The organism is Candidatus Streptomyces philanthi, from assembly GCF_059553635.1.
This window is the reverse complement of record NZ_JCANQV010000076.1, coordinates 1-22,945: the sequence shown is the minus strand read 5'-3', so window position 1 is coordinate 22,945 and position 22,945 is coordinate 1. Positions and strand designations below refer to the sequence as shown.

The window sequence follows — 22,945 nt, the reverse complement described above, 5'->3', positions numbered from 1 at the left end:
CCGTTCGGCCCCTTCCTCCCCCGCGGTCCCGCTCGGTACTACTGACTCCGCGCGGAGCGCCGCCGGGCCGGCGGCGCACGGACGGGACCGCCGCACGGGCGGGGACGACGAAGGGGAGCGGCCGACCGTGATCACCGTTGTGGGGCACGCGGATCTCACCACACAGACACTGGAACACCTGGAGACCGGACTGCCGGGGCGCCTGGCACGCTCCGCCGTCCGCGCCTCCGCCGGGATGGTGCGTGCCGGGCAGGGGCTGCCGCTGGCCTTCGGCCGCGCGGCCCACGCGGCGGGACTGCCCCTGACGGTGGTGCTGCCCGCACAGGGCTCGATGCCCGTGCCGCTGCCCGGCGCGGACCGGACCGCGGCCGGTGAGCTGCTCGTGCTCGCCGCGGACGTCCGGCTCCTGGAGTACGACCCGGCCGACCGCGACGCCTGCCGGGCCGCCGACGAGCGGCTGGTGTCCTCCTGCTCCGGCCTGTTCGCCGTCTGGGACGGCTCGCCCACCGACGGCCACGACGCCACGGCCCACCTGGTGGCCTTCGCCCGCAGCCGGTCCATCGCCACCGAGGTGCTGTGGAGCCACGACTTCGCGCGCCGCGGCCCCGCACCCGTCGGAGCACGGGTGTGAACGCTCACGGACGGTGGAGCGGCGGCACCGGGGCGTGACACGGCGGGGGAGCGGCGCGGCGTCCGCCGCCCCGTTCGGGATGCCGAATCCCCTGGCACGTGGGCCAATGGAGTGACAGAAGGGACGCGCGGTGCCCTCGTGCGTCCGCGGGCACACGTCACCGAGGAGGTTCACCGTCATGACTTCTGCGGTACATCTGCTGACCGTGCTCTCGCCCGGACACCGTGAACGCCTGATGGGCCTGGCCGAGGACGTGTACTTCCCGCAGGACGCCCGGATCTTCGAGGAGGGCGGCCCCGCGGACAGGTTCTGGGTCATCCGCACCGGCATGGTCTCCCTCGACCTGAAGGTCCCCGAACGCCTCCCCGCCATCGTCGGGACGCTGGGGGTCGGCGATCTCCTCGGCTGGTCCTGGCTGTTCCCCCCGCACCGCTGGGACTTCGGCGCCGAGGCGTTCAGCGCGGTCCGCGCCCACGAGTTCAAGGCGCCCGCCGTACGGGCCCTGTGCGAGGAGGACACCTCACTGGGCCTGGCACTCACCCGCGCCGTCGCGGAGATCCTCGCCCACCGCCTGGAGGCGTCCCGCACCAAACTCGTCGAACAGTACGTACGCCACGGTGGCCCGCCGGTCCTGTAAAGGCTGTCCCACCCGCCCCCGGTGCCCCGCGCCCGCCGCGCGGGGCACCGGCACGCCGTGCCGTCAACACCGGCGGCCCGTACGGCCACCCGTAACGGGCCACGATGCGGACCGGCCCCTCCGGCGGGGTATGCGCTCCCCGACACACCGGTGGCAGGCCCCGCCTGCCGCGTACCCGACCCGGCAGGAGCGCCGTATGACAGCAGACCGCCACGGACACCCGATGACCGGCACCGGGGCCGACGCCCTCACCCACTACGAACAGGCCGTGGACGACCTGCTGTTCTTCCGTCCCCGGGTCGCGGACACCGCGCGGGCGGTCCTCGACGCCTCACCCCGTTCGGTCATGGGCCAGGCACTGATCGCCTACCTGGGCGTACTGGGCACCGAGGAGAAGGCCGCCGCCACCGCACGCGACGCCTTCCTCCGCTTCCGCGCCGGTCTCGACCTCCACGGCCTGACGCCCCGCGAACGCATGCACCTCGCCGCCGCCGGGGCCTGGCTCGACGGCGACCTGCACCGCGCCGGCCACGTCCTCGGGGAGCTGACCGTCGCCTTCCCCCGCGACGCCCTCGCCCTCTTCGCCGGGCACCAGCACGACTTCTTCACCGGGGACGCCCAGCGCCTGCGCGACCGCGTCGGCGGCGCACTGGACGCCTGGGACGAGGACGACCCCCACCACGGCCCCCTCCTCGGCATGTACGCGTTCGGCCTGGAGGAGACCGGGCACTACGAACGCGCCGAGGAGACCGGACTCGCGGCCGTCGCACGGCACCCGCACGACGTCTGGGCCCTCCACGGCGTCGTGCACACCTACGAGATGCGGGGCCGCTTCACCGACGGCATCCGCTTCCTCGACACCCGCACCGACGACTGGTCGAGCGGCACCCTGCTCACCGTCCACAACTGGTGGCACTACGCCCTCTTCACCCTGGAGACCGGCGACACCGGCAGGGTCCTGGACATCTACGACTCCGCGATCCACCACGCCGGCTCCAAGGGCGCGGCGATGGAACTCATCGACGCCGCCGCCCTGTTGTGGCGCCTCCACCTCGCCGGGGACGAGCAGAGCACCCGCTGGGCCCGCCTCGCCGACGCCTGGGACGGCCGCGACGACGGCCCCCACTACGCCTTCAACGACGTCCACGCCGCCATGGCGTACGTCGGCTCCGGCCGCCTCGACCGGGCCCGGCGCCTCGTCCAGGACCGGGAGACCTGGCTGACGGCGCGGCCCGCCGTCGCCAACCGCACCATGACGGCCGAGACCGGACTGCCGGTCTGCCGCGCCCTGATCGCCTACGGGGAGGGCGACCACGACCGCGCCGCCGACCTGCTGCTGCCCGTCCGCCACCGCCTGCACGCCTTCGGCGGCAGCCACGCCCAGCGCGACGCCGTGCAGCGCACCCTCGTCGAGTCCGCCCTGCGCGCCGGCCGAACGGAGCTGGCCCGTACGCTGCTGAGCGAGCGCATCCAGCTGCGCCCGGTGTGCCCGTACAACTGGTCGGCCAAGGCCCGGCTGGAGGAGCAGCTCGGCGCCCCGGCGCGCGCCGCCGCCGCCCGCGAACGCGCCACCGCCCAAGCCGCGGGCTGAGCGGACGGGACCGGTCCGCCGAGGGGGATTCCCGGCCTCCCCGCGGCGGACCGGTGGTGTACGGCGGACGGCGCCACCGGCGCGACTGCGGGCCCGTCACCGCCGCCGGCCGTGACCGCTCCGGTGGGAGATCCGGGCGAAGTTGACCGACCGTTTATCGGGAGTTGAACGGTTCTGTCTAGCCTCACGGCGTTCCGTACGTTCCCCGTTGCCTCCTCGTGGAAAGCAGGGACTCCCATGCGCCGAACAGCACTGGTCGCCGGTTGCGCGGCCACCACGGTACTGATCGCCCTCGGCCAGACCACCGCCCACGCGTCCCCCCTTCCGGACCGCACGGCCCCCGGGCAGGTGGTCGGCACCGCCACCAACCACACTCCCTCCGCGCAGGCCGACGCCTACTGGACCCCGAAGCGTCTCAAGAACGCCGAACCGATGCCCGCGCCCCGGCTGAGCGCCGCCCCGTCGCCGCACAGACCCGAGGCCAAGACCGGGAAACCCCGACTCGTCCCGGCCGCCACCCCCGACGGCACCGCGCGCGCCCGCGTCAAGGCGAACGCCAGCGTCTGGGTCACCGTCGGCCGGCTGGTCTTCACCGTGCCGGGCAAGGGCGACTACATCTGCACCGCCAACGTCGTCAACAGCAACAACCGTGACGTCATCGCCACCTCCCGGCACTGCGTCATGGACATCGACAGCGGCAAGACGTACGAGAACTTCCGCTTCGCGCCCTCCTACGACCGCGGCAAGGCCCCCTACGGCTGGTGGAACTGGCGCTCCATGGGCTGGCGCGTCGACGACAGGACCGCCGGCGGCGACAACGCGTTCATCGTCCTCACGACAGGAGGCAACGACAACCGGCACGTCCAGGACGTGGTCGGCGGTTCCGGGATCGGCTTCAACCAGGACACCCACAACTACGCGCACGCCCTCGGCATACCCGGCGACAAGGACTACGCCGTGTGGTGCGAGGGCATGCCCTACGACGCCCAGCAGGGCGGGGTGAGCCTCAAGAACTGCAACGGCCTGTCCGGCGGGGCCAGCGGCGGCCCGTTCGTCGTCAACTACCAGGACTCCGACGGCTCGGCCGTCCAGACGGGCAGCTACATGGGCTCCTGGGGCGACGCCTACTGGGCCTACTACCGCGACGCGGCCTGGCAGGTCTACAACGGGGCACAGAACGCCTGACGCCAGGGGGCCGCGGCAACGACGCCGCGGCCCCCTGTGCCACGGAAAGCGCCGTCCGGAAGGGAGCGCGGCGGGCGGACGGCACACCGGGACACGCGCCACCGGCCTCACCCGTACAGAACCTGAACGGACGGCGGGAGAACGAGCGTTCCGTGCCACAACTCTTGACGGCACCGGGAGCCGTCGCGACAGTGGGGTGCCCGTCCCCCCACAGCAACGGGAGTGCACCGTGATCTCACGCAGAATCTTCCTGACGGGCGCCGCGTCGGCCGCCGCCGTACTCACCGCCCGCCCCGCGTCGGCCCGCGACCGTGTCCCGCACGGCCGTGCCGCACCGGAGACCTGCGAACTCGCCCTGCGCAACGCCTCGATGCAGGGCACGGTGCGTGCCTATGTGACCGGACGGGAAGAAGGCAGCGGCCACTGGTTGCTGCTCCGGTCCGACGGCAGCGTCCACCGCCTCGAATCCCCCTCCGCCCCGGGCACACCCCTGCCCGTCGACTGCGCCATCCCGCTCGGCCCCGCCGGCTCCGCGCCGAAGGTGCTGACACTGCCGCGGATGTACGGCGCCCGCGTGTACTTCGTCCTGGACGCCACGCTCGACTTCCTCGTCAATCCGGGCCCCGAGCTGGTGGAACCGTCCTACGTGACGCCCGAGGACCCGAACTACGCCAAGACCTGGTCGTTCTGCGAGTTCACCTTCGACCCCCGGCAGCTCTACGCCAACATCAGCTATGTCGACCTGGTGACACCCCTCCCCATCGGCCTGACCCTGGAGGGCGACGCCACCCACACCGTGGCGCCCCTGCCGCAGCACGCCGTCGACAAGATCGCCTCGGGGCTCGCGGACCAGGCGAAGACCGACGGCGCCCCCTGGGACCGGCTCGTCCTCCGCGACGGCTCGGGAAAGGTCCTGCGCGTGATCTCCCCGCAGAGCCTGATGGCCCCCTACACCGACCGCCCGGACCAGATGCCCTTCCGGGACTACTGGAACGGCTACGTCGACCGGGCCTGGGAGAAGTACCGCACGACCGACCTCCGCATCGACCTCCAGAACGGCAAGGGAGCACTCGCCGGACGCGTCACCGGCGACACCCTCACCTTCCCCGGCGGCCACACCTTCACGAAGCCGTCGTCCCTGGACATCTTCACCTGCGACCACGGCCCGTTCGCCAACGACCCCGGGGCCCCGGACGACAAGAAGGCCCTGCTCTCCCGCCTGGCCGCCGGCTTCAACCGCAGCGTCATGCTCACCCACGCCCAGCAGCCGAACGGCACGACCAGCGCCGACTACTACCGCGACGCGACCACCAACCACTGGTCGCGTCTCGTGCACGCCCACTCCCCGATCGGCTACGCGTTCCCGTACGACGACGTACGCCCCGACGGGCAGCCCGATGTCTCGGGCGCGGCCCAGGACGGCAACCCGCGCCGCTTCACCGTGAGCGTCGGAGCGCCGGGCGCCTGAATCCGCGGCGGAGCGGACGACGCGGGCCGGCCGGACCCCGCAGGGCCCGGCCGGCCCCCGGTCAGTCGTCGATGTCGGCGGTGCAGACCGCCGGGCGGCCGGGAGCGGGCGACTTCCCCTGCGCCAGCGTCTTGCGGTCGTCCAGCAGGATGCGGCAGCTGGCGGTCTGCCCCTCGGGCGGGGTGACCGTGATCTTGGCCGGGCGGTGGGCGGCCAGAATCACCTCCTGTGACCAGTGGCTGCCGCGGATGCCCTTCTTCGTGTGCTCCCTGACGCTGGTGTCCTTCCAGACATAACGGCTCGCGGTGTCCTGATAACGCACCGTGAAAGGCCCGTCGCCGCTGGTCCCGGCGCGGTAGGTGATCGACCACGCCTTCCCGGTCAGACCGTCCCAGGGGCGGGAATCCGACATGGCGAAGACACCGATCCCGGCGACGAACAACGCTCCGAGCACCAGGCCCAGACAGCAACCACCGGTGGTGCGTGACACGGGACACCTCTCTCTTTCTCCTGCGGAACACTCTCAAGGGAACAACGGGTTCCGGCCGTATCCGTCGCTCCGAAGGAGCAAAACAGCATCCGTCTCAGGTCGTACACGGAGCCCGCGGGTCCGCCGCAGTGGCCACCCCGACCGGCGCGGACGCGGACATGACGGCCCTACGCCCCGGGGACGGGCGCGCCCTGCGAGGCACCGCGGAACCAGTGGGGCGCCGGGGCACGTCACGTGCAGGAGTTCTGCACCCGATCGGAGAGGACCTTGCTGTGAAGGCTACGGAACCCGGGCGTGTACCGCGCCGGACGGCACTGCTCGCGGGCGTCGGAGGGGCGCTGGCCGTGGCGGGCCCCTGGGCGGGGACGGCACACGCCGGGCAGCCACGGCGGGACCCGGCCGCCGGGCGGCTGCGCGCACTGGAGCGCGCCCACTCCGCCCGCCTCGGTGTCCACGCCTGCCACATGATCACCGGCAGATCGGTGGCCTACCGGGCCGACGAGCGGTTCCCCCTCTGCTCCACCTTCAAGACACTCGCCGTCGGCGTCGTGGGGCGGCCCGCCGGAAACGGACTTCCCGGGCACTCCCCCATTTCGGTGGATGCCGAAGTGTGTGTCCCCTACCGTCATCCGCATGAACACGCCATCTCCCACAGGTCACCGCAGTACGTGGCAGTCACCCGTCCCCCATCCGTCCCGGGGAAGGGCCGCCGCACGGCGTGATGCGGCGTGACGCCGGGGGAGATGCTGGCCGTGTTCTGCGCGGGGGCCGGTGCCGGAGCCGTCAACACCGTCGTCGGCTCCGGCACACTGATCACCTTCCCCGTCCTGCTCGCCACCGGGCTGCCGCCCCTCACCGCCACCGTCTCCAACGCCCTCGGCCTGATCCCCGGCTCCATCAGCGGGGCCATCGGCTACCGGAGCGAGCTGCGCGGCCAGGGCCGGCGGGTCCGCAGGCTCGTCGTCGGCGCCCTGCTGGGCGGCCTCGGGGGCGCCACACTGCTGCTGATGCTGCCCGCCACGGCGTTCGAGGCGATCGTGCCGGTCCTGGTGGGACTCGCCCTCGTCCTCGTCGCGTTCCAGCCCCTGGTGGGCAAGGCCGTGCGCCGCCGCCGCGAACGGTCCGGCCGCCCCGCCCACCGCGACGGCGGCCCCCTGCTGTTCACCGGCCTGACCCTCGCCAGCGTCTACGGCGGCTACTTCGCCGCGGCGCAGGGCATCCTCTACATGTCCCTGATGGGCATCCTCCTCGACGAGCCCCTGCAACGCCTCAACGCCGTCAAGAACGTCCTGGTCAGCGTGGTCAACGGCATCGCCGCGCTGTTCTTCCTCTTCGTCGCGGACTTCGACTGGACCGCCGTCGCGCTCATCGCGGTCGGCTCCGCGCTCGGCGGCCAGCTCGGCGCCCGGGTGGGCCGCCGCATCCGGCCCGCGGCCCTGCGCGCCCTCATCGTGACGATCGGCTCCGTCTCCCTCGTCCAACTGCTGCTCCGCTGACCGGAAACCGCCGCCCGGTACGCACGCACGGGCGGCGGGCCGGGCGCGGGGGACCACCGCGTAACGGCGCGCGAGCGCGGCCACCTCCCCGGCCAGGGCCTCCCGCAGGCCGGGCGGGCCGAGCACCTCCGCCTCCGTCCCGAGCCCGAGCAGATCACCGACCGCGACGGCCTGCGCCTCGACCGGCATCTCCACCTCCACCCACCCCTCGCGGTCGGGCGGACCGGCCGTCTCCAGGGCCCGTACGCCCGCCGCGCCGAACCGCGCGGGCAGCATCCGCCGGGCCCGCGGCGAGATCCGCAGCCGCGCGCTCCCCTGGAAACGCGCCTCCTCCAGACGACGGGAGGACTCCGCCCAGTGCGCGGCCAGATCGAACCCGTCCGGCCGCGCGAAGCCCTCGTCCGTGACGTCGACGTCCAGGAGACGCGACACCCGGTAGGTGCGCACCGCCTCGTCCGAGCCCGCCACCAGGTACCAGATACCGCCCTTGAGGACGAGGCCCAGCGGCTCCAGCGCCCGGCGCACCTCCCCCTTCCACCGCCGGTAGTGGACCCGCAGCACCCGCTGCTCCCACACCGCCCGCGCCACGTCCGCCAGGAACGGGACCGGGTCCGCGTCCCGGAACCACGCCGGAGCGTCCAGATGGAACCGTTCCTGCACACGCCGGGACCGGTCGGCCGCCCCGGCCGGGAGCGCGGCCCGCAGCTTCAGCTGCGCCGTGGCCAGTACGGCGCCGAGGCCCAGCTCGCGGGCCGCGCCGGGCGCCCCGGCGAGGAAGAGGGAGTCGGCCTCGGCACCGGTGAGACCGGTCAGCCGGGTCCGGTACCCGTCCACCAGCCGGTAGCCGCCGGCCGGCCCGCGGTCGGCGCACACCGGGACGCCCGCCGCGCCGAGCGCCTCGATGTCCCGGTAGACGGTGCGGACGGACACCTCCAGCTCCGCGGCGAGTTCCGGGGCCGTCAGCCGCCCGCGGTTCTGGAGGAGCAGAAGCAGGGAGAGAAGCCGGTCGGCACGCATACGCCCATTGTGGATTCCGTACCTGACAGAAGATGTCAGGTACGCCGTCCAGGCTGATCACACACCGCACGGAACCTGTCGCGCGGCCGATCGAAAGGACTTCCCCATGACCGTACGGACCACCGGCCACTTCACCTACGCGAGCTGGGACGAGCACCCCCTCGGCCCGGACGCGACACACCCGCGCCTCGCCCGCGCCTCCGTCACCAACGCCTACTCCGGCGGCATCGAGGCCCCCGCCACCACCTGCGCTTACACCATCGTCTACGCGACGGAGAAGACCGGCACCTTCACCGGCCTCCAGATGTTCTCCGGCACCCTCGACGGCCGCGCCGGAACCTTCGTCGTCGAGGAACGCGGCTCCTTCGGCGCCGACGGCACCGTGCACTGCGCCTTCGAGGTCGTACCGGACACCGGCACCGGCCCCCTGACCGGCCTTAGCGGCACCGGCCACTACACCGCCGTACACGGGGCGTCCTCCACTCCGTACACCTTCACGTACGAACTGGGCTGACCCGGGCACACGGCCTGCGGCGCCGGGTGCGTGGCTTCCCTGGCGCCGGCCGGCCGCTCGTCGGCGCCCCCCTCTGGCCGGCGCATGCCACCGAAGGATGTACGGCCGTTTCCTCCGCGTGGACGACGTGCACGCCCCGGCGGCGGGCGAGGCTGGAAAACGTCCGAGGCGGTGGGCCCCGGACCGTGCCCGGCGCAGGTACCGGGCCTCCTCGACCCCAGCCGGAACCGGAAGCCCCATGCCCGAACTGCGCCTTCACACCCCCGCGTCCGCACCGCCGCCCCGCAGAGCGGGGGCCGTGGCACGGGCGTTGGGCGGTGGTCTCGTCATGGCCGTGGCACTCGGCGTCGGCACCGGGGCGGGCCCGGCCCTCGCCGACGCCGTCGGGGCCGGCGGCCTGACGGCCCGGCTGATCCCGGCGGCACTCGTCACCGTCGTGGCCGTCCCCCTGACGCTTCGCGTCGCGCGCCCCCGCACACTCGGGTTCGGCGGTGCCGGAACGGGCCTGCGGGCCTTCCTCCTCGGCGTCGGAGTGACGACCGCGGCGGCGGGACTCGTACTCGGCGCGGGCACGGCCATGGGCCTGCTGGTCTGGGCCCGGCCCGACCCCGCGGCCCTCGTCCGCTTCGTCCTCTCCAACGCCGTGATCGCCCTCCTGCTCGAAGCCCTGCCGGAGGAAACCACGCTACGGGGCTACACCTGGACGTCCCTGCGGGAGAGGTACGGCACCACGGCCTCGGCCCTGGGCACCACGGCCGTCTTCCTCCTGGTACCCGGCACCTCGACCCTGGTACAGGCCGTGACGGCACGTCTGACCGGCGACGAACCGCCACCGGTCGGCCCGGCCCCCGCCGGACAACACCCCCTCGACTACCTCGTCCTCCTCACCGTCTTCGGCCTGACACTCATCGCCGCCAGAACCGCCACCACCAGCGCCCCCCTGTGGGCCGCCATCGGCACCCACCTGACCTTCCTGACCGTCAACCGCATCGTCCTGGAAGGCGGCACGCGTCACGCCGGCCTCTCCGCGGAGCTGAGGGCACCGGAGGCGGTGCTTCTCGTCCCGGCATATCTGCTGGTCGCCACCGCGGGGTTCGTCGCGTACGGGCGCATCGCGCGGCGTGCCGCACGTGCGCGGTGAAGGTGATGGGGGAGCCGGGGCGTCCGTCCGTCGGCTCCGTACGGTCTTGAACCGGGTGAAGCCGTCCGAGGGCGGTGAGTTGGCGGGCCACGATCCTGGTCACACGCCCTGGTGCCGGCCGGCGAGGCGCTGTCCGTTCAGGCGGGCATTCCCTCCACCACGGAGAGCACAGTGGGGGTGGGGAGCACCCGGGTGAGGCGCAGGCCCGCCGCCTCGAAGAGGGCGGCGAAGTCCGCTTCGGTGCGTTCGCGGCCCGTGAGGGACGTCATCATCATGAGGTCCACGGTCTTGGCCTGGTGGGGCGCGTTGCCCGGGGGCACCACCGCGTCCAGGACGAGGACGCGGCCTCCCGGCCGTAGCGCCCGGCGGCAGTGGGAGAGGAGGGCGACGCTGCGTTCGTCGTCCCAGTCGTGCAGGATGCGCTTGACGAGGAGGATGTCGCCGGACGGTACGGCGGTGAAGAAGTCCCCCTCGGCCAGGGTCCACCGTCCGGCGACGGCCTCCTCGGCGTCCAGGCGGTGACCCGTGAGGGCGTGCGGCTGGTCGAAGAGGACGCCGTCCAGCCGGGGATGGCGGCGCAGGACCTCCAGGAGCAGGCCGCCGCGACCGCCGCCGATGTCGACGACGGTGCCGGTGGCAGGGAAGTCGTAGGCGTCGGCGAGCGGCGCGTTCTCCCCGTCGGAGATCGCGGCCATACCGGTGTGGAACACGGCGGCGGTCCGCTCGTCCCGGGAGAAGTAGTCGAAGAACGGCATGCCGAAGATGCCCTCGAACGCGGAGGTGCCCTCGGTCAGACAGCGGGTCATCTCGTGGGCGGGCAGCCACATGGTGCGGTCGGTCAGCATCAGGACCGCGGCACGGGCGGAGTACGGGGCATCGCTGCGCAGCGCCTGGCCGGCCTCCGTCAACCCGAAGCGGCCCTGCTCGTCCTCCGCCACCACGCCCCGGGTGGCCAGGAGGCGCAGCACCCGGTAGAGGTTGCGCGCATCGGTACCGGTGGCGGCGGCGAGGTCGGCGGGGGAGCGGGGACCGTCGGCGAGATGGTCGGCGACCCCCACATCGGCTGCCGCGCGGAGGGCGGCGGAGGCGAGGAAGCCAAGGGCCTCGTCGACAAGGAAGGACGAGGAACGACGGGAGCGGGTGTCGGTGTCGGGGGCGGTACCGGTCCCTGTGGTGGGGGCGTCGGTGGTCTCGTCCGACGACGAGGTACGGGCGTCCTTGCCGCTGTTGGTGCCTCTGCCTTCGTCCTGCCGCATGTCGTCCTCCTCCTCGGTCCGCGCCCTGCCAGAGGGCGGACGCGTGACGAAACCAGGCTCCGGTCCGGGCGATCCGGTGAGGCGGCCCCTTGAGGCCCGCCCGCTTGTGAGGATGCCCCCGGTGATCGTGCCGAAGCACCGTGTCACCTGCTGGGCCGATGCCCGGTGGGTGCTGTCCGCCGTGGGGTGGGGGAGGGTGATGCGGCGTTCGGATAACCGGAATCCGTCTGTGCGTTCCGGGCGGCAACGATCGCGACGGGGTTGACGTGGACTGGCTAATGCCATTAGCTTCATGGCTACAGCAATTAACCCCTGGGGGCAGACATGACCGAATTCCTGACGCTCGACGGCGGGCGGCTCGCGTACGACGTGGCCGGTGACGGGCCGCTGATCGTGCTGGCCCATGGCATGGGGGACAACCGGGGCGCCTACCGTGAGGTGGCGGAGCGTCTCGTCGCGGCCGGGCTCCGGGTCGCCCGTACGGATCTGCGGGGGCACGGCGAGTCCGGCACGGGCTGGGACTCGTACACCCGCACCGACGTGGCGGCCGATCTGCTCGCGCTCGTCGCGCACCTGGGCGGGCCCGCCGTCATCGTCGGCCACTCGTTCGCCGGGGGCGCCGCCACCATCGCGGCGGCGCAGGAGCCCGAACTGGTCAGTGGCGTCGTCGAGATCGGCCCGTTCACCCGCGCCCAGAAGATGGATTTCGGCGCGCTGGTGTCCCACGCCCGGTACCGCAAGGGCATGGCGCTGCTCATGGGCGCCGGCCTCCTGCGCAGCGTCGGGCTGTGGACGCGGTACCTCGACCACGCCTGCCCCGGGGACCGGCCCGCAGGGTTCGACGACCACCTCGCGGCCCTGGAGGCCGACCTGCGCCGACCGGGCCGGATGGCCGTCGTCGCCCGGATGGGGATGGCCGCGCCCACCGACGCGGGGGCCAAGCTCGCCGACATCAAGTGCCCCGCCCTGATCGTCCAGGGCACCCTCGACCCCGACTGGGCCGACCCCGCGGCCGAGGCCGACGGCATCGTGGCGGAGATGCCCGCCGGACTCGGCCGGGTCGAGATGATCGACGGGGCGGGCCACTACCCCCATGTCCAGTTCCCCGCCGAGGTCTCCGCGGCCATCGCCGCCTTCGTCACGGTGGGCGCTCGTGGCTAGGGCAGCGCTCTCCGCGGACGCGGTGGTCGAGGTCGCGCTACGGCTCGTCGACGAGAAGACCCCGGCAGCGCTGACCCTGTCGGCGGTGGCCCAACGGGCCGGAGTGGCCACCCCCTCCCTCTACAAGCACGTACGCAACCTCGCCGAGCTGCGCGACCTCCTGTCCGCGCGGATCATGAACGAGATCGCGGACCAGGTCGGCGAGGCCGTACTCGGCCGCTCCGCCGACGAGGCGATCCGCGCGCTCATGGCGGCATGGCGCGCCTACGCCCACCAACACCCGCACCGTTACGCGGTACTCCTCCACAGCCCCGAGCCCCGGACGGCCGAGGCCGGAGCCCGCCTGATCAGCATCGTGCTCGCCACGCTACGGGCCTACGGCATGGCGGACTCCGAAGCGATCCACGCCGCCCGCTGCCTGCGCGCCGTCATCCACGGTTTCGCGTCCCTCGAAGCGCAACACGCCTTCCAACTCTCCGAGGAGACGGACAAGAGCTACGACCTGCTGACCCACATGGTGATCACGGGCCTGACCACGCCACGTTGACCGTGCCGGGACGGGGCGGCGGACGGTCCTCGTCGGCCGCGCACGAGGAGCCAAGGCCGGCACGGTGCCCTGCCGGGGAACGGTCAACCGGACGTTGCGGTGTCCAGGGACACCAGCCAGTCGACGAGGAGGCGATTGGTCTCCTCGGGGCGTTCCTGCTGGATGAAGTGGCCGCCGTTGTCGAGGATGTGTGAGGCGGAGAGAGCGGGCAGTGTGGTGGGGTACGCCTTGATGGCGTCGGTGAGCCAGATGGTGGAGGCGTCCAGGCCGCCGCCGATGAACAGGGACGGTTGGGTGAGGGGAGCACCGGCGAAGGCCGCCAGGTCCTCCCAGTCGCGGTCCATGTTGCGGTAACGGTTCAGGGCGCCGGTCATGCCGGTACGTTCGAACTCCCCGGCGTAGACGTCGAGGGCACGCTCGTCGAGCCAGGCCGGCGGACGGCCCGAGGGGAAGCGGTCGCGCAGCGTTCCGCCGCGGGCGACGAAGTGGGGGTCCGGGGCGCCGGGCGCGGGCATGGTGTCCGCGGACAGGGCGGCGTAGAAGCCGGCGAGCCAGCCGCGGACATCGGGTTCGATCTCCGCCTCGGCCCTGCCGGGCCGCTGGAAGTAGGAGACGTAGAACTCTTCCTCGCCGCCCATCCCGGCGAAGACCTCGCTGGGCCGCGGACCGCCGGGCGGGGTGTAGGGCACGCTCAGCAGTCCCACCGCCCGGAACACGTCGGGGCGCACGAGGGCGGAGGTGGCGGCGATGGTGGCGCCCCAGTCGTGCCCGACGATCACGGCGGACCGCTCGCCCAGCGCCTCCACCACGGCGGCGCTGTCCTCCACCAGCTCCAGCATCCGGTACGCCTCCGCCGCCTCGGGCCTGGACGAACGCCCGTAGCCGCGGACATCGACGGCCACCGCGCGATAGCCGGCGGCGGCCAGCGCCGGCAGCTGGTGGCGCCAGCTGTACCAGCACTCGGGGAACCCGTGGACGAGCAGCACCAGCGGCCCGTTCCCCCGCTCGACCAGATGGATACGGCCGGCCGGCGAGGGCACCGTCCGGTGCCTGGGGCCGGCGGTGGCGGTCTCGGGTGTCTCGGGCATGAGGCGTTCCTCTCGGAGCGTCGTGCGGGGAGCCGGTACGGGCGGGTGGTTCGGGCCGGTTGACGTGTGTTCCGTCACGGCGGCACCGGTGATCTATCACGGGGGACCGGGACGCACGAAGTCTGTTGCTGATTCGGCAACAACGGCCCGGACCTGTCGGGGACGACCGGTCAGACCGCGGTGCGGGCGGTGGCCGAGGCGAAGCCGAGCCAGGTGTGGCGGTTGCCCGCCCAGCACCAGCCGACCTTCGGCGCGTTGCGGTGGTCCCGGCCGTCGCGCCCGGTTCCGTTGCTGATCCACAGCGCGGGGGTCCGCGCGTCGAGCGCGCCGTTGTCCTTGCGCAGGCGCGAGCCGATCGTCATGAAGCAGTGGCCGCGCTCCAGCACCTCGGGCCGCTGGAGCACCCAGTGCATGCCCTCCGCGAGAAGCAGCGGGGAGCGGCCTTCGGCGGCGAAGGCGGGCAGCGCCTCGTCGGGACTCCAGTTCGCCAGATGGTCGCCCCGGTCCGGGCCCTGCACCACATAGACCGGCGAGTCGGGCACGTCCACGGACTCGATGGGGGAGAAGCGGTCGACATCGGCCATGTCCGTGACGACGAACCCGGCCTTCTCTCGGTGCCGGAGCAGGGGCGCTAGGGCGGACGGCGGTACCCGGTCCGGGTGGACGACGAGAAGCCCGCCGTGGCCACCGGCCTCCTCGGCGGCGGAAGCCAGGGAGCGCAGCTCCTCGGGCCGGAGATCCGCGAGTCCGTGCACTCCGAGAGCGATCAGCCGCTCCGCCTGGTCGGCGAGCGCGGGCAGGGTGGGCAGGGCGATGGGCATACGACTCCTCGGGAGACTGAACAGGTGCGCTGAACGAGGCCAGCGGGCCTGGAACGCCGCACAGCCCGGAAATGTTCCTCAACGCCCTGGCGGGGGACCGGGGAACGGTGTGGGAGGTGCGGTCGGGCGGGCCTCGCGCTCCCGCAAGAGCGTCTTTTCGGCCGGCACCGCTGGGGGCACGCATACCGGTCTGTGGGGTGGTGTTCGCCCTGTGGACATCCGGGGGACGGTTTCGGGGCGTGGTGACGGTGGCGGGCGCTCCGTACAGTGAGCCGGGGCCGTCCGCCGGTGTGCGTCCTCCGCGCACCCGCGCGTTCTGCCGTGGGCGGCGGTCCCGGGAACTGTTGGGCGAAACCGGAGCCGTCGAAGGGCACGTGTCGTGCGCAATCGTCTTTCCCCGTCCGTCCGTTGGATGTCGCTCGCCGCGGCGGCGACCGTCGTGGTGAGTGCCGCGGGAGCCGCCGGCCCCGCGCTCGCCGCGGGCTCCGGTACGCCGGAGATCTCGCTGTCGGCCGGCTATCTCTCGGGTGCGGTGGACGCCACCGGCGATCCCACCGTGACCGTGAAGGTGTCGCAGAGCGGCACCGAGGCGTCGCAGCTCAAGGTGGCGGCGGTGTCCAGTTCCAAGCCCTCCGTCGCGGGCACCGGGGACGTCACCGTCAGCGGAAGCGGTGCCTCCCGCCGGGTGACGGTGCGGGCGCGCGGCGTCGGCTACACCGACCTCGAACTCAAGGTCACCGGCAGTGGCGGGAAGACGGCCACCAAGACGCTGCACTACGCGGCGTCCGCGAAGGTCCGGCAGTCCGCGGACACCCGGTACTTCACCGGGTCCAGCGACGCGTCGGCCGCCGTCGACGCGGGCGGCGGCTATCTCGTCGTCGCGGACGACGAGTCCAATGTGCTGCGCCTCTACCGCCGGGACACCTCGGGTGCCCCGGTGAAGACCTGGGACTTCAGCGACAAGCTCGGTGTCTCCAAGGAGATCGACATCGAGGCGGGCGCCAGGGTCGGGAACACGATCTACTGGACCGGCTCGATGGGGAACAACAAGAGCGGCAAGTTCAAGCCGGACCGCTCCACGCTGTTCACCACCACCGTGACCGGTTCCGGCGCCGGAACCGAACTGAAGCTCGGCGGATCGTACAAGAACCTCCGTGCCGACCTCGTCGCATGGGACAAGGCGCACGGCGACCGGTACGGCTTCGCGGAGGGCACCGCCGAGGGGCAGGAGCCCAAGCAGATCGACGGGTTCAACGTCGAGGGGCTGGAGTTCGCGCCGGGTTCCACCACCACCGCCTACATCGGCTTCCGCGCGCCGCTGGTACCGCCGAAGGACGGCGGCAAGGCACTGCTGGTGCCGGTCACCAACATCGACAAGGTCGTCACCGGCAAGCGCGCCACCTTCGGCACACCCGTCGAACTCGACCTCGGTGGCCTCAGCGTCCGCGACATCCGCAAGAACGCCGCCGACCAGTACCTCATCGTGGCCGGATCGTGGGCCGCCGAGGACAACAGTGCCCCGTACGCGCTCTACTCCTGGGACGGCGTCCCCGGGCACGCGCCGGCCAAGGTGCGCGCGCTGCCCACGGACGACCCCGGCGGCTGGGAGGCCGTGGTGGAGGTGCCCGACCTGACGGACCCCACGGCCCGCGCCCAGGTCATCGCCGACTGCGGCTCCGCCGACCTCTACGGCGACGGCACCGACGCCAAGGACCTCGACCACGACGAGTGGAAGAAGTCCCGCGCCACCTGGTTCACGGTGGGGACGTCCGCCCGGCGCTGATGCGCGGTGAGGGAAATTCCCGCAGCGTGAACCGCCCGTGCACCGCGCCGTGGAACGGTGCGCGGGTACGGCAGGGAAATAACGGCGTTGACAGCGCCCGGGGGCGAAGCGACGATTTCTCCGTCGCACCACTCTTCGTTCTCCGGCGTCCGGCGGAATGCACCGCCCCTTCCCGGCTCCTCCGCGGCCGCATTCCGCCGTCGTCTGCTCCGCCTCTGCCGTTTCACAGAAAAGGGGAACAACGGAAATGAACGTCCGTATGAACAAGCCGCTGCGCGCCGGTTTCCTCGCCACCGCGGCCCTCGGGGCCACCGTCCTGGCCGCGGGCCCGGCCCTCGCGGCAGGCCCCGTCCTTTCCGCGACGCCGAGCAGCGGCCTTTCCGGCGGCCAGCAGATCACCGTTTCCGGGACCGGTTACACCCCCGGCACCAAGGTGGGGATCGCCGAATGCGATCTCGACTTCACCGTACGGACCGCCTGCGACCGCGACAGCGTCGTGTTCGTGACGGTCGGGCAGGACGGGACGTTCAGTTCCCCGTTCACCGTGCAGAAGACCTTCAAGGGCTACAACCTCCAGACCGGCGAGCCGACCGGCGATGTCGATGCCGCGAACGGCAATGTGGGTCTCTCGTCGGTCCTGTCGACGGAGGTCGCCGCGCCGCTGTCCAACCTTCCGCTGTCCTTCAAGTAGCCGCGATAGGCGCGGAAGTTCCGTGCGCCCGGCCAGGGGGCCGGTAATACCGCGGGGCCGGTTTCTCCGGTCCCGCGGTTTTTTCGTGTGCCCGGGAACAGAGGAGCCCGGACGGGGTGTTCAACCGGCCGGTCCGGGCAGTTGAACGCCCGGCGGTACGCGGGTGGCAAGGGCCGTCGGTCCCCTTCCACCGAAAGGCTTTCCGGGAAAACCCCTAGGGGTCCGAGGGACGCATCTCAGGGGGATATCCGGTGGCTCTCCGACAACACGGGATGACACCGCGTGGCAGGGTGGAATCGCTTCGCCGGACGGACGCCCGAAGACATCCTTCGTGCCCTCGCCGGCGTGAACGAGGGCCCGAGTGCGCCCGGCGGCGGACGCGTTCCGCCCGTACGGCCCCGGCCCGACGACCCGCGTGTACCGAGGAGAGACACATGACCGCCATCGCCCAGCAGCCGTTAACCGCTTCCACCCGCACGGCCGTCACCGCCGTGTACGCCGGCATCGTGGCGACGGTGCTCTCCGTTGCCGCCCCTTTCGTCGACCATGTCACCGGCGACGTCCTGGCCGACCACATCAGCACCGGATACCCCGACCTCAGCGCGGCCCAGGTGACGTCCAGCGTCAACTTCTACCTGACCTATCTGACGGTCATCGGCGTGCTCGGCCTGCTGTGCTGGGCGTGGATGCTGCGGGTGGTCAAGCAGGAGAAGAACTCGGCCCCTTGGATCGCCACGGTCCTCTTCCTCCTCGGCGGCGGCATCGCCCTCGCCAACCTCGTGGTGAACGACAGCAACAACGCCAAGGCGCTGCCCCCGGTGCTCAGCACGATCGGCCTGCTCCCCACCCTCGCCGGCCTGGTGACCGTCGTCCTCCTCTGGAAGCGGGGCCGCACCACGGCGTGACGGAGCCCCTGCCGCACCGCGCCAACGCGGCACAGAACGAAACCGCTGTCCGTCCGGCGGTCCTCACAGGAGGACCACCGGACGGACAGCGGCGTTTTCGGGAACGGCACGGGGAAAGCCGCGGCCGTACGGCGGGAGAAGGGACGGATGAATCCCGGGGCCCGCGGAACGGGGTGTGTTCCGGGGCGGTCGTCCGGCGGGGGAGAGCGCCACCGCCGGTCCGCGTCCCTCAGGGAAACACGGGGACGGAAACGGACGAGGCTACTCGGCGATCGCCGTGCGCGTCGTCCACTCGAAGACGGGTATCCGCTCGCCGTCCACCACGCGGAAGTCGCCCTGATGCGCGAAGTGTTCGTAACCGGCGCCGTGCCGGTGCTTCACCTTTTCGGTCAGCGATGACGAGTACTGCACTCTCTGGTCATCGGGGAAATGGGCCGGGCCGCCCGCCAGCAAAACCTTGATCTTCGCCATGAGAAACCCTCCCTGTACGCACCGGAATACGGCGGACCGGCCGTACCGGTGCTCGTGTCGATGGATGAGGGGCGCTATTCGGGCCTTGCGGTGACACGGAGATCAAAGCGTCACTTCCGCGGGCTGTCCACCCACGGGTGAACGCCCGTGCGTGCCCGGCTCCGTGTTCAACCGCCCGTGCCGGACAGTTGAACACCCGCCCGCCCCGGACGGCCGTCCGCGCCGCCGCTTCCGTATCGCCCGGCGGTTCTTGAACACCCGCCCGACGTGTTCAACTCGTTCAACCGCGCCGTTTGCTTCTTCTCCGCGGCGGCCGCTGAATAAGGCGGGCACCATTCCGTACCGGCCGTCATCCGATTCTCTTTCCGCGACTCCGTGCCGCAGGGTGCAGACTGCCCGTCTCCCTCCCCGCGCGAACCTCTGAGGAAGAAGACAAATGACTCAGGACCCCACCCAGCTCCTCGCCGTCGTGGGTATGGCGGGGCGCTTTCCCTCGGCCCCGGACGTCGAGAGCTTCTGGAAACTCATGGAGACGAGAGGCGATGCCATCGTCCCCATTCCTCCCTCCCGCTGGGACACCGACGTCCCGCTCGACCCGGAACGCGCGATCCAGTCGGTGGGGGGCCTGATCGAGGACATCGACCGGTTCGACGCCCAGTTCTTCGGCATCTCCCCGCGCGAGGCGGAGGTCATCGACCCGCAGCAGCGCCTCATGCTGGAGACCACCTGGAAGGCCCTGGAGGACGCCGGCGTCCCCGGCCTGTCCCTGGCCGGCTCCCGGACCGGTGTCTACATGGGCGCCGCCTGGCACGACTACGAACTGCTGCGCAAGGACCGGGGAGCCGGCGCCACCCAGCACAGCGGCCCCGGCGCCTCCGTCGACGTCATCGCCGCCCGCGTCTCCTACTTCCTCCAGCTCACCGGCCCGAGCATGACGGTCGAGACCGGCTGCTCCTCCGCCCTCGTCGCCCTGCACCTGGCGGGCCAGGCACTGCGCTCCGGCGAGATCGACGCCGCCCTCGTCGGCGGCGTCAGCCTCATGATCAGCCCCCAGGTCTCCATCAGCCTCACCCACTTCGGCGGGCTGTCCCCGGACGGCCGCTGCGCGACCTTCGGCGTGAACCCCAACGGCTTCGTCCGCGGCGAGGGCGTCGGCGCCATGTACGTGAAGACGCTCGCGCGCGCCCTGGAGGACGGGGACCGCATCCACGGCGTCATCGCGCGCTCCGCCGTCAACAACGACGGCGGCGGCCGCAGCCTCGTCGCCCCGAACCGCGAGGGGCAGGAGCGCGTCCTGCGGGACGCCTACGAGAACAGCGGCATCTCGCCCGACGAGATCGCCTACATCGAGGCCCACGGCACCGGCACCCGGCGTGGCGACCCGACCGAGGCCGAGGCCGTCGGCAATGTCCTCGCCCGGCACCGCAGCCCCGGAAGCGGACCCCTGCCCATCGGATCGGTCAAGACCAATATCGGTCACCTGGAGGCGGCTTCCGGCATGCCGGGGCTGTTCAAGGCCCTCCTCTCCCTCAAGCACCGCGTCGTCCCGCCGAGCCTCCACTCGGACGAGCTGAACCCGGACATCCCCTTCGACGACCTCAACCTCCACGTCGTCCGGCAGCCGCTGGAACTGCCGCGCACCGGCGACGCCTACATCGGCGTCAGCGCCTTCGGCTGGGGCGGCACCAACGCCCATGTCGCCGTGATGAACGCCCCCGAGAACGCCACCCCGCTGCCCGTCCCCGCGACCGGCGCCGCCGCCGGCGCGCCGCTGCTGCTGCCGCTGTCCGGGCACTCCGAGGACGCGCTGCGCCAGCGGGCCCGGGACCTCCGTGCCACGCTCGCCGAGGACGGCGCCGACCTCGCCGCCGTCGCCGGCACCCTGGGCCGGCAGCGCGACCACTTCCCCCACCGTGCCGCCGTCACCGCCTCCGACGCCGCCGGGGCCGTCGCGCTGCTCGAACGGTTCGCCGAGGACCCCGAGGGCGAGATACCCGGCGTACTCGCCGGAAAGGCCCGCGACACGGGCCGCACCGCCTTCGTCTTCCCCGGCCAGGGCGCCCAGTGGGCCGGCATGGGCCGCGAACTGCTCGCCGGCCACCCCGTCTTCGCCGCGGTGGTCGAACGCTGCGCCAAGGCCCTCGCCCCGCACGTCGACTGGGACCTGCTGGACGTCGTCTCCGGCGCCGCGGGCGACGAATGGCTCAGCCGTATCGACATGCTGCAACCGACCCTGTGGGCGGTCTCCGTCGGCCTCGCCGAGGTCTGGCGCGCCGCCGGCGTCGAACCCGACGTCGTCATCGGGCACAGCCAGGGCGAGGTCACCGCCGCCACCGTCGCGGGCATCCTCTCCTACGAGGACGCCGCCCTCGTCGTCGCACGGCGCAGCGCCATCATCCGCCGCACCTCCGGCAAGGGCCGGATGCTCGCCGTCGACCTCGACCCCGCAGCCGCCCGCGCCGCCCTCGAAGGGTTCGAGCACGGCGTCTCCCTCGCCGTGAACAACGGGCCGCGCAGCTGCGTCCTGTCCGGCGACGCCGACCTGGTCCTCGTCCTCAAGGAGATCCTGGAGGCCGACGGCACCTTCTGCCGGCTCGTCAACGTCGACTACGCCTCCCACAGCCCGCAGATGGACGAGCTGAGGGACGACCTCCTCGCCGCCCTGGAACCCGTACGGCCCCGCGAGGGCGACATCGCCCTGATGTCGACCGTCACCGCCTCCCCCGCGAACGGCCCCGAGATGGACGCCGCGTACTGGGTGGAGAACCTGCGCAACGAGGTGCGGTTCGCCACCGCCCTCGACCGCCTCATCGACGAGGGCGTCACCCATGTGATCGAGGTCAGCCCGCACCCCGTCCTCGCCCCCGCCGTCGAGCAGCTCGCCGCCGAGCACCCCGCCCCGGCCCGCGTGCTGTCCACCCTGCGCCGGGACAGCGGCTCGCTCGCCCAGGTCGCCGACTCCGTCGCCCAGGCGTACGTCGCGGGCCTGCGGCCCTTCGGCGGGCTGCCGCGCAACACCTGGGCCGCGCTCCCCGACTACCCGTGGCAGCGGGAGACGTACTGGGTGGAGGAGGGCCGCCGCCGCACCACCGGCGGGCAGACCGCCTTCGACGTCGTCCTCAGCCCCTCCGTCACCGAGCCGGACACCTGGAGCCACACCGCCGAGCTCGCCCTCGACGACCTGCCGTGGCTGCGCGACCACCAGGTCCACGACGCCGTCGTCCTGCCCGGCGTCGGCATGATGGCCTTCGCCCTGCGCGCCGCGCTCGCCCGCACCGGCACCACCGGACACACCCTCGCCGACGTCGCCTTCCACAGCGACCTGACGATCACCGACGACCCGCTGACCGTCACCGTGCAGTGGTGCGACGACGTGACCGAGGGCGGCAGCTTCAGCCTGCACTCCCTGCCCGACGGCACCGACGGCTGGACCCGCCACGCCTCCGCCCGGGTCCTGATGAACGCCCCCGCACCCGGGACGCGGGACTTCCCCGCGCACCTCCTGGACGCCACCGCCGTCACCCCCGAGGACTTCTACGCCGCCTGCCGGGCACGCGGCCTCAACTACGGCCCCGCCTTCCAGGGCGTCACCCGGCTGCTGGCCGGCGACGGCGAGGCGCTCGCCGAGGCGACGCTCGGCGAGAAGTGCCGCCTCGGCGCGCGCGCCGACAGCCTGCACCCCGCCCTGTGGGACTGCGCCCTCCAGGCCGTGCTCCAGCTCTGCCCGCCCGACGAGACCGTCGTCCCCACCGCCGTCCACCGCGTGTACACCCACCGGACGGGTGACACACCCGTCACCGCGCTGTGGTCGCACGCCGTACGCGTCGACGACACCCGCATCGACCTCCACCTCTACGACGAGGAACGGCGCCCGCTGATGACGCTGGAGGGCCTGCGCATGACGCCGCTGGCCCGCGCCCCGGAGGCCGGCACGGCCGTCACCGAGCACATGTACCGCCTCGCCTTCACCGAGGAGGCCCCCGGCACCGGCACCGCCCCCGACGGCACCTGGCTGGTGTGCGCCGCGAGCGCCGACGCGACGGCGGCGGAGG

General features: G+C 72.5%; 20 protein-coding genes and 1 pseudogene. 15 read left to right on the top strand and 6 right to left on the bottom strand.

Annotation, left to right across the window (positions count from 1 at the left end; genetic code table 11):
• Nucleotides 1-127: 127 nt before the first annotated feature.
• The 5 genes from AC51EU_RS11950 to AC51EU_RS11930 all read left to right on the top strand — a co-directional run bounded on the left by AC51EU_RS11950 (nucleotide 128) and on the right by AC51EU_RS11930 (nucleotide 5,512).
• Nucleotides 128-631, top strand: coding sequence for a hypothetical protein (locus tag AC51EU_RS11950; protein ID WP_496266819.1), 504 nt, complete (start codon nucleotides 128-130; stop codon nucleotides 629-631).
• A 178-nt stretch (nucleotides 632-809) separates the two neighbouring features.
• Nucleotides 810-1,268 carry a cyclic nucleotide-binding domain-containing protein gene (locus AC51EU_RS11945; RefSeq protein ID WP_496266818.1) on the top strand — a complete coding sequence of 153 codons (459 nt, stop codon included), beginning with the start codon at nucleotides 810-812 and terminating at the stop codon, nucleotides 1,266-1,268.
• 196 nt (nucleotides 1,269-1,464) lie between these two features.
• A complete protein-coding gene (locus tag AC51EU_RS11940) occupies nucleotides 1,465-2,859 on the top strand; it encodes a tetratricopeptide repeat protein (RefSeq protein WP_496266817.1) in 1,395 nt (464 codons plus the stop codon).
• Nucleotides 2,860-3,096: 237 nt separating this feature from the next.
• Nucleotides 3,097-4,044: a trypsin-like serine peptidase gene (locus tag AC51EU_RS11935; protein ID WP_496266816.1), complete on the top strand. Its 948-nt coding sequence runs from the start codon at nucleotides 3,097-3,099 to the stop codon at nucleotides 4,042-4,044.
• Nucleotides 4,045-4,273: 229 nt separating this feature from the next.
• Entirely contained in the window at nucleotides 4,274-5,512 is a 1,239-nt protein-coding gene (locus AC51EU_RS11930; RefSeq protein ID WP_496266815.1) for a glycoside hydrolase family 64 protein, read from the top strand.
• Nucleotides 5,513-5,573: 61 nt separating this feature from the next.
• Here AC51EU_RS11930 and AC51EU_RS11925 read toward each other — a convergent pair whose 3' ends face one another.
• Nucleotides 5,574-6,002: a hypothetical protein gene (locus AC51EU_RS11925; protein ID WP_496266814.1), complete on the bottom strand. Its 429-nt coding sequence runs from the start codon at nucleotides 6,000-6,002 to the stop codon at nucleotides 5,574-5,576.
• Between the two features lie 272 nt (nucleotides 6,003-6,274).
• On the opposite strand from AC51EU_RS11925, the gene AC51EU_RS11920 reads away from it, so the two are divergent.
• Both AC51EU_RS11920 and AC51EU_RS11915 read left to right on the top strand, forming a co-directional pair.
• The gene (locus tag AC51EU_RS11920) at nucleotides 6,275-6,724 is read left to right on the top strand and encodes a hypothetical protein (protein ID WP_496266813.1); all 450 of its coding nucleotides are present in this window, start codon (nucleotides 6,275-6,277) and stop codon (nucleotides 6,722-6,724) included.
• 6 nt (nucleotides 6,725-6,730) lie between these two features.
• Nucleotides 6,731-7,498 (top strand): sulfite exporter TauE/SafE family protein, encoded by a 768-nt coding sequence (locus tag AC51EU_RS11915; RefSeq protein ID WP_496266812.1) that lies wholly within the window; start codon nucleotides 6,731-6,733, stop codon nucleotides 7,496-7,498.
• A gap of 57 nt (nucleotides 7,499-7,555) precedes the next feature.
• Here the strand turns inward: AC51EU_RS11915 and AC51EU_RS11910 are convergent.
• Nucleotides 7,556-8,515 (bottom strand): annotated as a pseudogene (locus AC51EU_RS11910) (helix-turn-helix transcriptional regulator); the annotation flags it as partial.
• Nucleotides 8,516-8,621: 106 nt separating this feature from the next.
• On the opposite strand from AC51EU_RS11910, the gene AC51EU_RS11905 reads away from it, so the two are divergent.
• Nucleotides 8,622-9,029 carry a DUF3224 domain-containing protein gene (locus AC51EU_RS11905; RefSeq protein ID WP_496266811.1) on the top strand — a complete coding sequence of 136 codons (408 nt, stop codon included), beginning with the start codon at nucleotides 8,622-8,624 and terminating at the stop codon, nucleotides 9,027-9,029.
• A 328-nt stretch (nucleotides 9,030-9,357) separates the two neighbouring features.
• Nucleotides 9,358-10,170, top strand: coding sequence for a CPBP family glutamic-type intramembrane protease (locus tag AC51EU_RS11900; RefSeq protein ID WP_496266810.1), 813 nt, complete (start codon nucleotides 9,358-9,360; stop codon nucleotides 10,168-10,170).
• Nucleotides 10,171-10,307: 137 nt separating this feature from the next.
• Here the strand turns inward: AC51EU_RS11900 and AC51EU_RS11895 are convergent, their stop codons facing one another.
• Complete coding sequence (locus AC51EU_RS11895; RefSeq protein ID WP_496266809.1) at nucleotides 10,308-11,426, bottom strand: methyltransferase; 1,119 nt, start codon at nucleotides 11,424-11,426, stop codon at nucleotides 10,308-10,310.
• Between the two features lie 324 nt (nucleotides 11,427-11,750).
• On the opposite strand from AC51EU_RS11895, the gene AC51EU_RS11890 reads away from it, so the two are divergent.
• Nucleotides 11,751-12,587 carry an alpha/beta fold hydrolase gene (locus AC51EU_RS11890; protein WP_496266808.1) on the top strand — a complete coding sequence of 279 codons (837 nt, stop codon included), beginning with the start codon at nucleotides 11,751-11,753 and terminating at the stop codon, nucleotides 12,585-12,587.
• A complete protein-coding gene (locus AC51EU_RS11885) occupies nucleotides 12,580-13,134 on the top strand; it encodes a TetR/AcrR family transcriptional regulator (RefSeq protein WP_496266807.1) in 555 nt (184 codons plus the stop codon). Before AC51EU_RS11890 ends, AC51EU_RS11885 begins: the two co-directional genes overlap by 8 nt.
• Nucleotides 13,135-13,217: 83 nt before the next feature.
• Here the strand turns inward: AC51EU_RS11885 and AC51EU_RS11880 are convergent, their stop codons facing one another.
• Nucleotides 13,218-14,222, bottom strand: coding sequence for an alpha/beta fold hydrolase (locus AC51EU_RS11880; protein WP_496266805.1), 1,005 nt, complete (start codon nucleotides 14,220-14,222; stop codon nucleotides 13,218-13,220).
• A 170-nt stretch (nucleotides 14,223-14,392) separates the two neighbouring features.
• Nucleotides 14,393-15,043 (bottom strand): DUF5701 family protein, encoded by a 651-nt coding sequence (locus tag AC51EU_RS11875; RefSeq protein WP_496266804.1) that lies wholly within the window; start codon nucleotides 15,041-15,043, stop codon nucleotides 14,393-14,395.
• Nucleotides 15,044-15,455: 412 nt separating this feature from the next.
• On the opposite strand from AC51EU_RS11875, the gene AC51EU_RS11870 reads away from it, so the two are divergent.
• The 3 genes from AC51EU_RS11870 (at nucleotide 15,456) to AC51EU_RS11860 (ending at nucleotide 18,422) form a co-directional block, all read left to right on the top strand.
• Nucleotides 15,456-16,826 carry a hypothetical protein gene (locus AC51EU_RS11870; RefSeq protein WP_496266803.1) on the top strand — a complete coding sequence of 457 codons (1,371 nt, stop codon included), beginning with the start codon at nucleotides 15,456-15,458 and terminating at the stop codon, nucleotides 16,824-16,826.
• 247 nt (nucleotides 16,827-17,073) lie between these two features.
• Nucleotides 17,074-17,517 carry an enediyne antibiotic chromoprotein gene (locus AC51EU_RS11865; protein WP_496266802.1) on the top strand — a complete coding sequence of 148 codons (444 nt, stop codon included), beginning with the start codon at nucleotides 17,074-17,076 and terminating at the stop codon, nucleotides 17,515-17,517.
• A gap of 434 nt (nucleotides 17,518-17,951) precedes the next feature.
• Entirely contained in the window at nucleotides 17,952-18,422 is a 471-nt protein-coding gene (locus tag AC51EU_RS11860; protein WP_496266801.1) for a hypothetical protein, read from the top strand.
• A 261-nt stretch (nucleotides 18,423-18,683) separates the two neighbouring features.
• Here the strand turns inward: AC51EU_RS11860 and AC51EU_RS11855 are convergent, their stop codons facing one another.
• Nucleotides 18,684-18,893 carry a DUF5988 family protein gene (locus AC51EU_RS11855; RefSeq protein ID WP_496266800.1) on the bottom strand — a complete coding sequence of 70 codons (210 nt, stop codon included), beginning with the start codon at nucleotides 18,891-18,893 and terminating at the stop codon, nucleotides 18,684-18,686.
• A 436-nt stretch (nucleotides 18,894-19,329) separates the two neighbouring features.
• On the opposite strand from AC51EU_RS11855, the gene AC51EU_RS11850 reads away from it, so the two are divergent.
• Nucleotides 19,330-22,945: type I polyketide synthase (locus tag AC51EU_RS11850; protein ID WP_496266799.1), on the top strand; the 3,616-nt coding region annotated here is incomplete at its 3' end.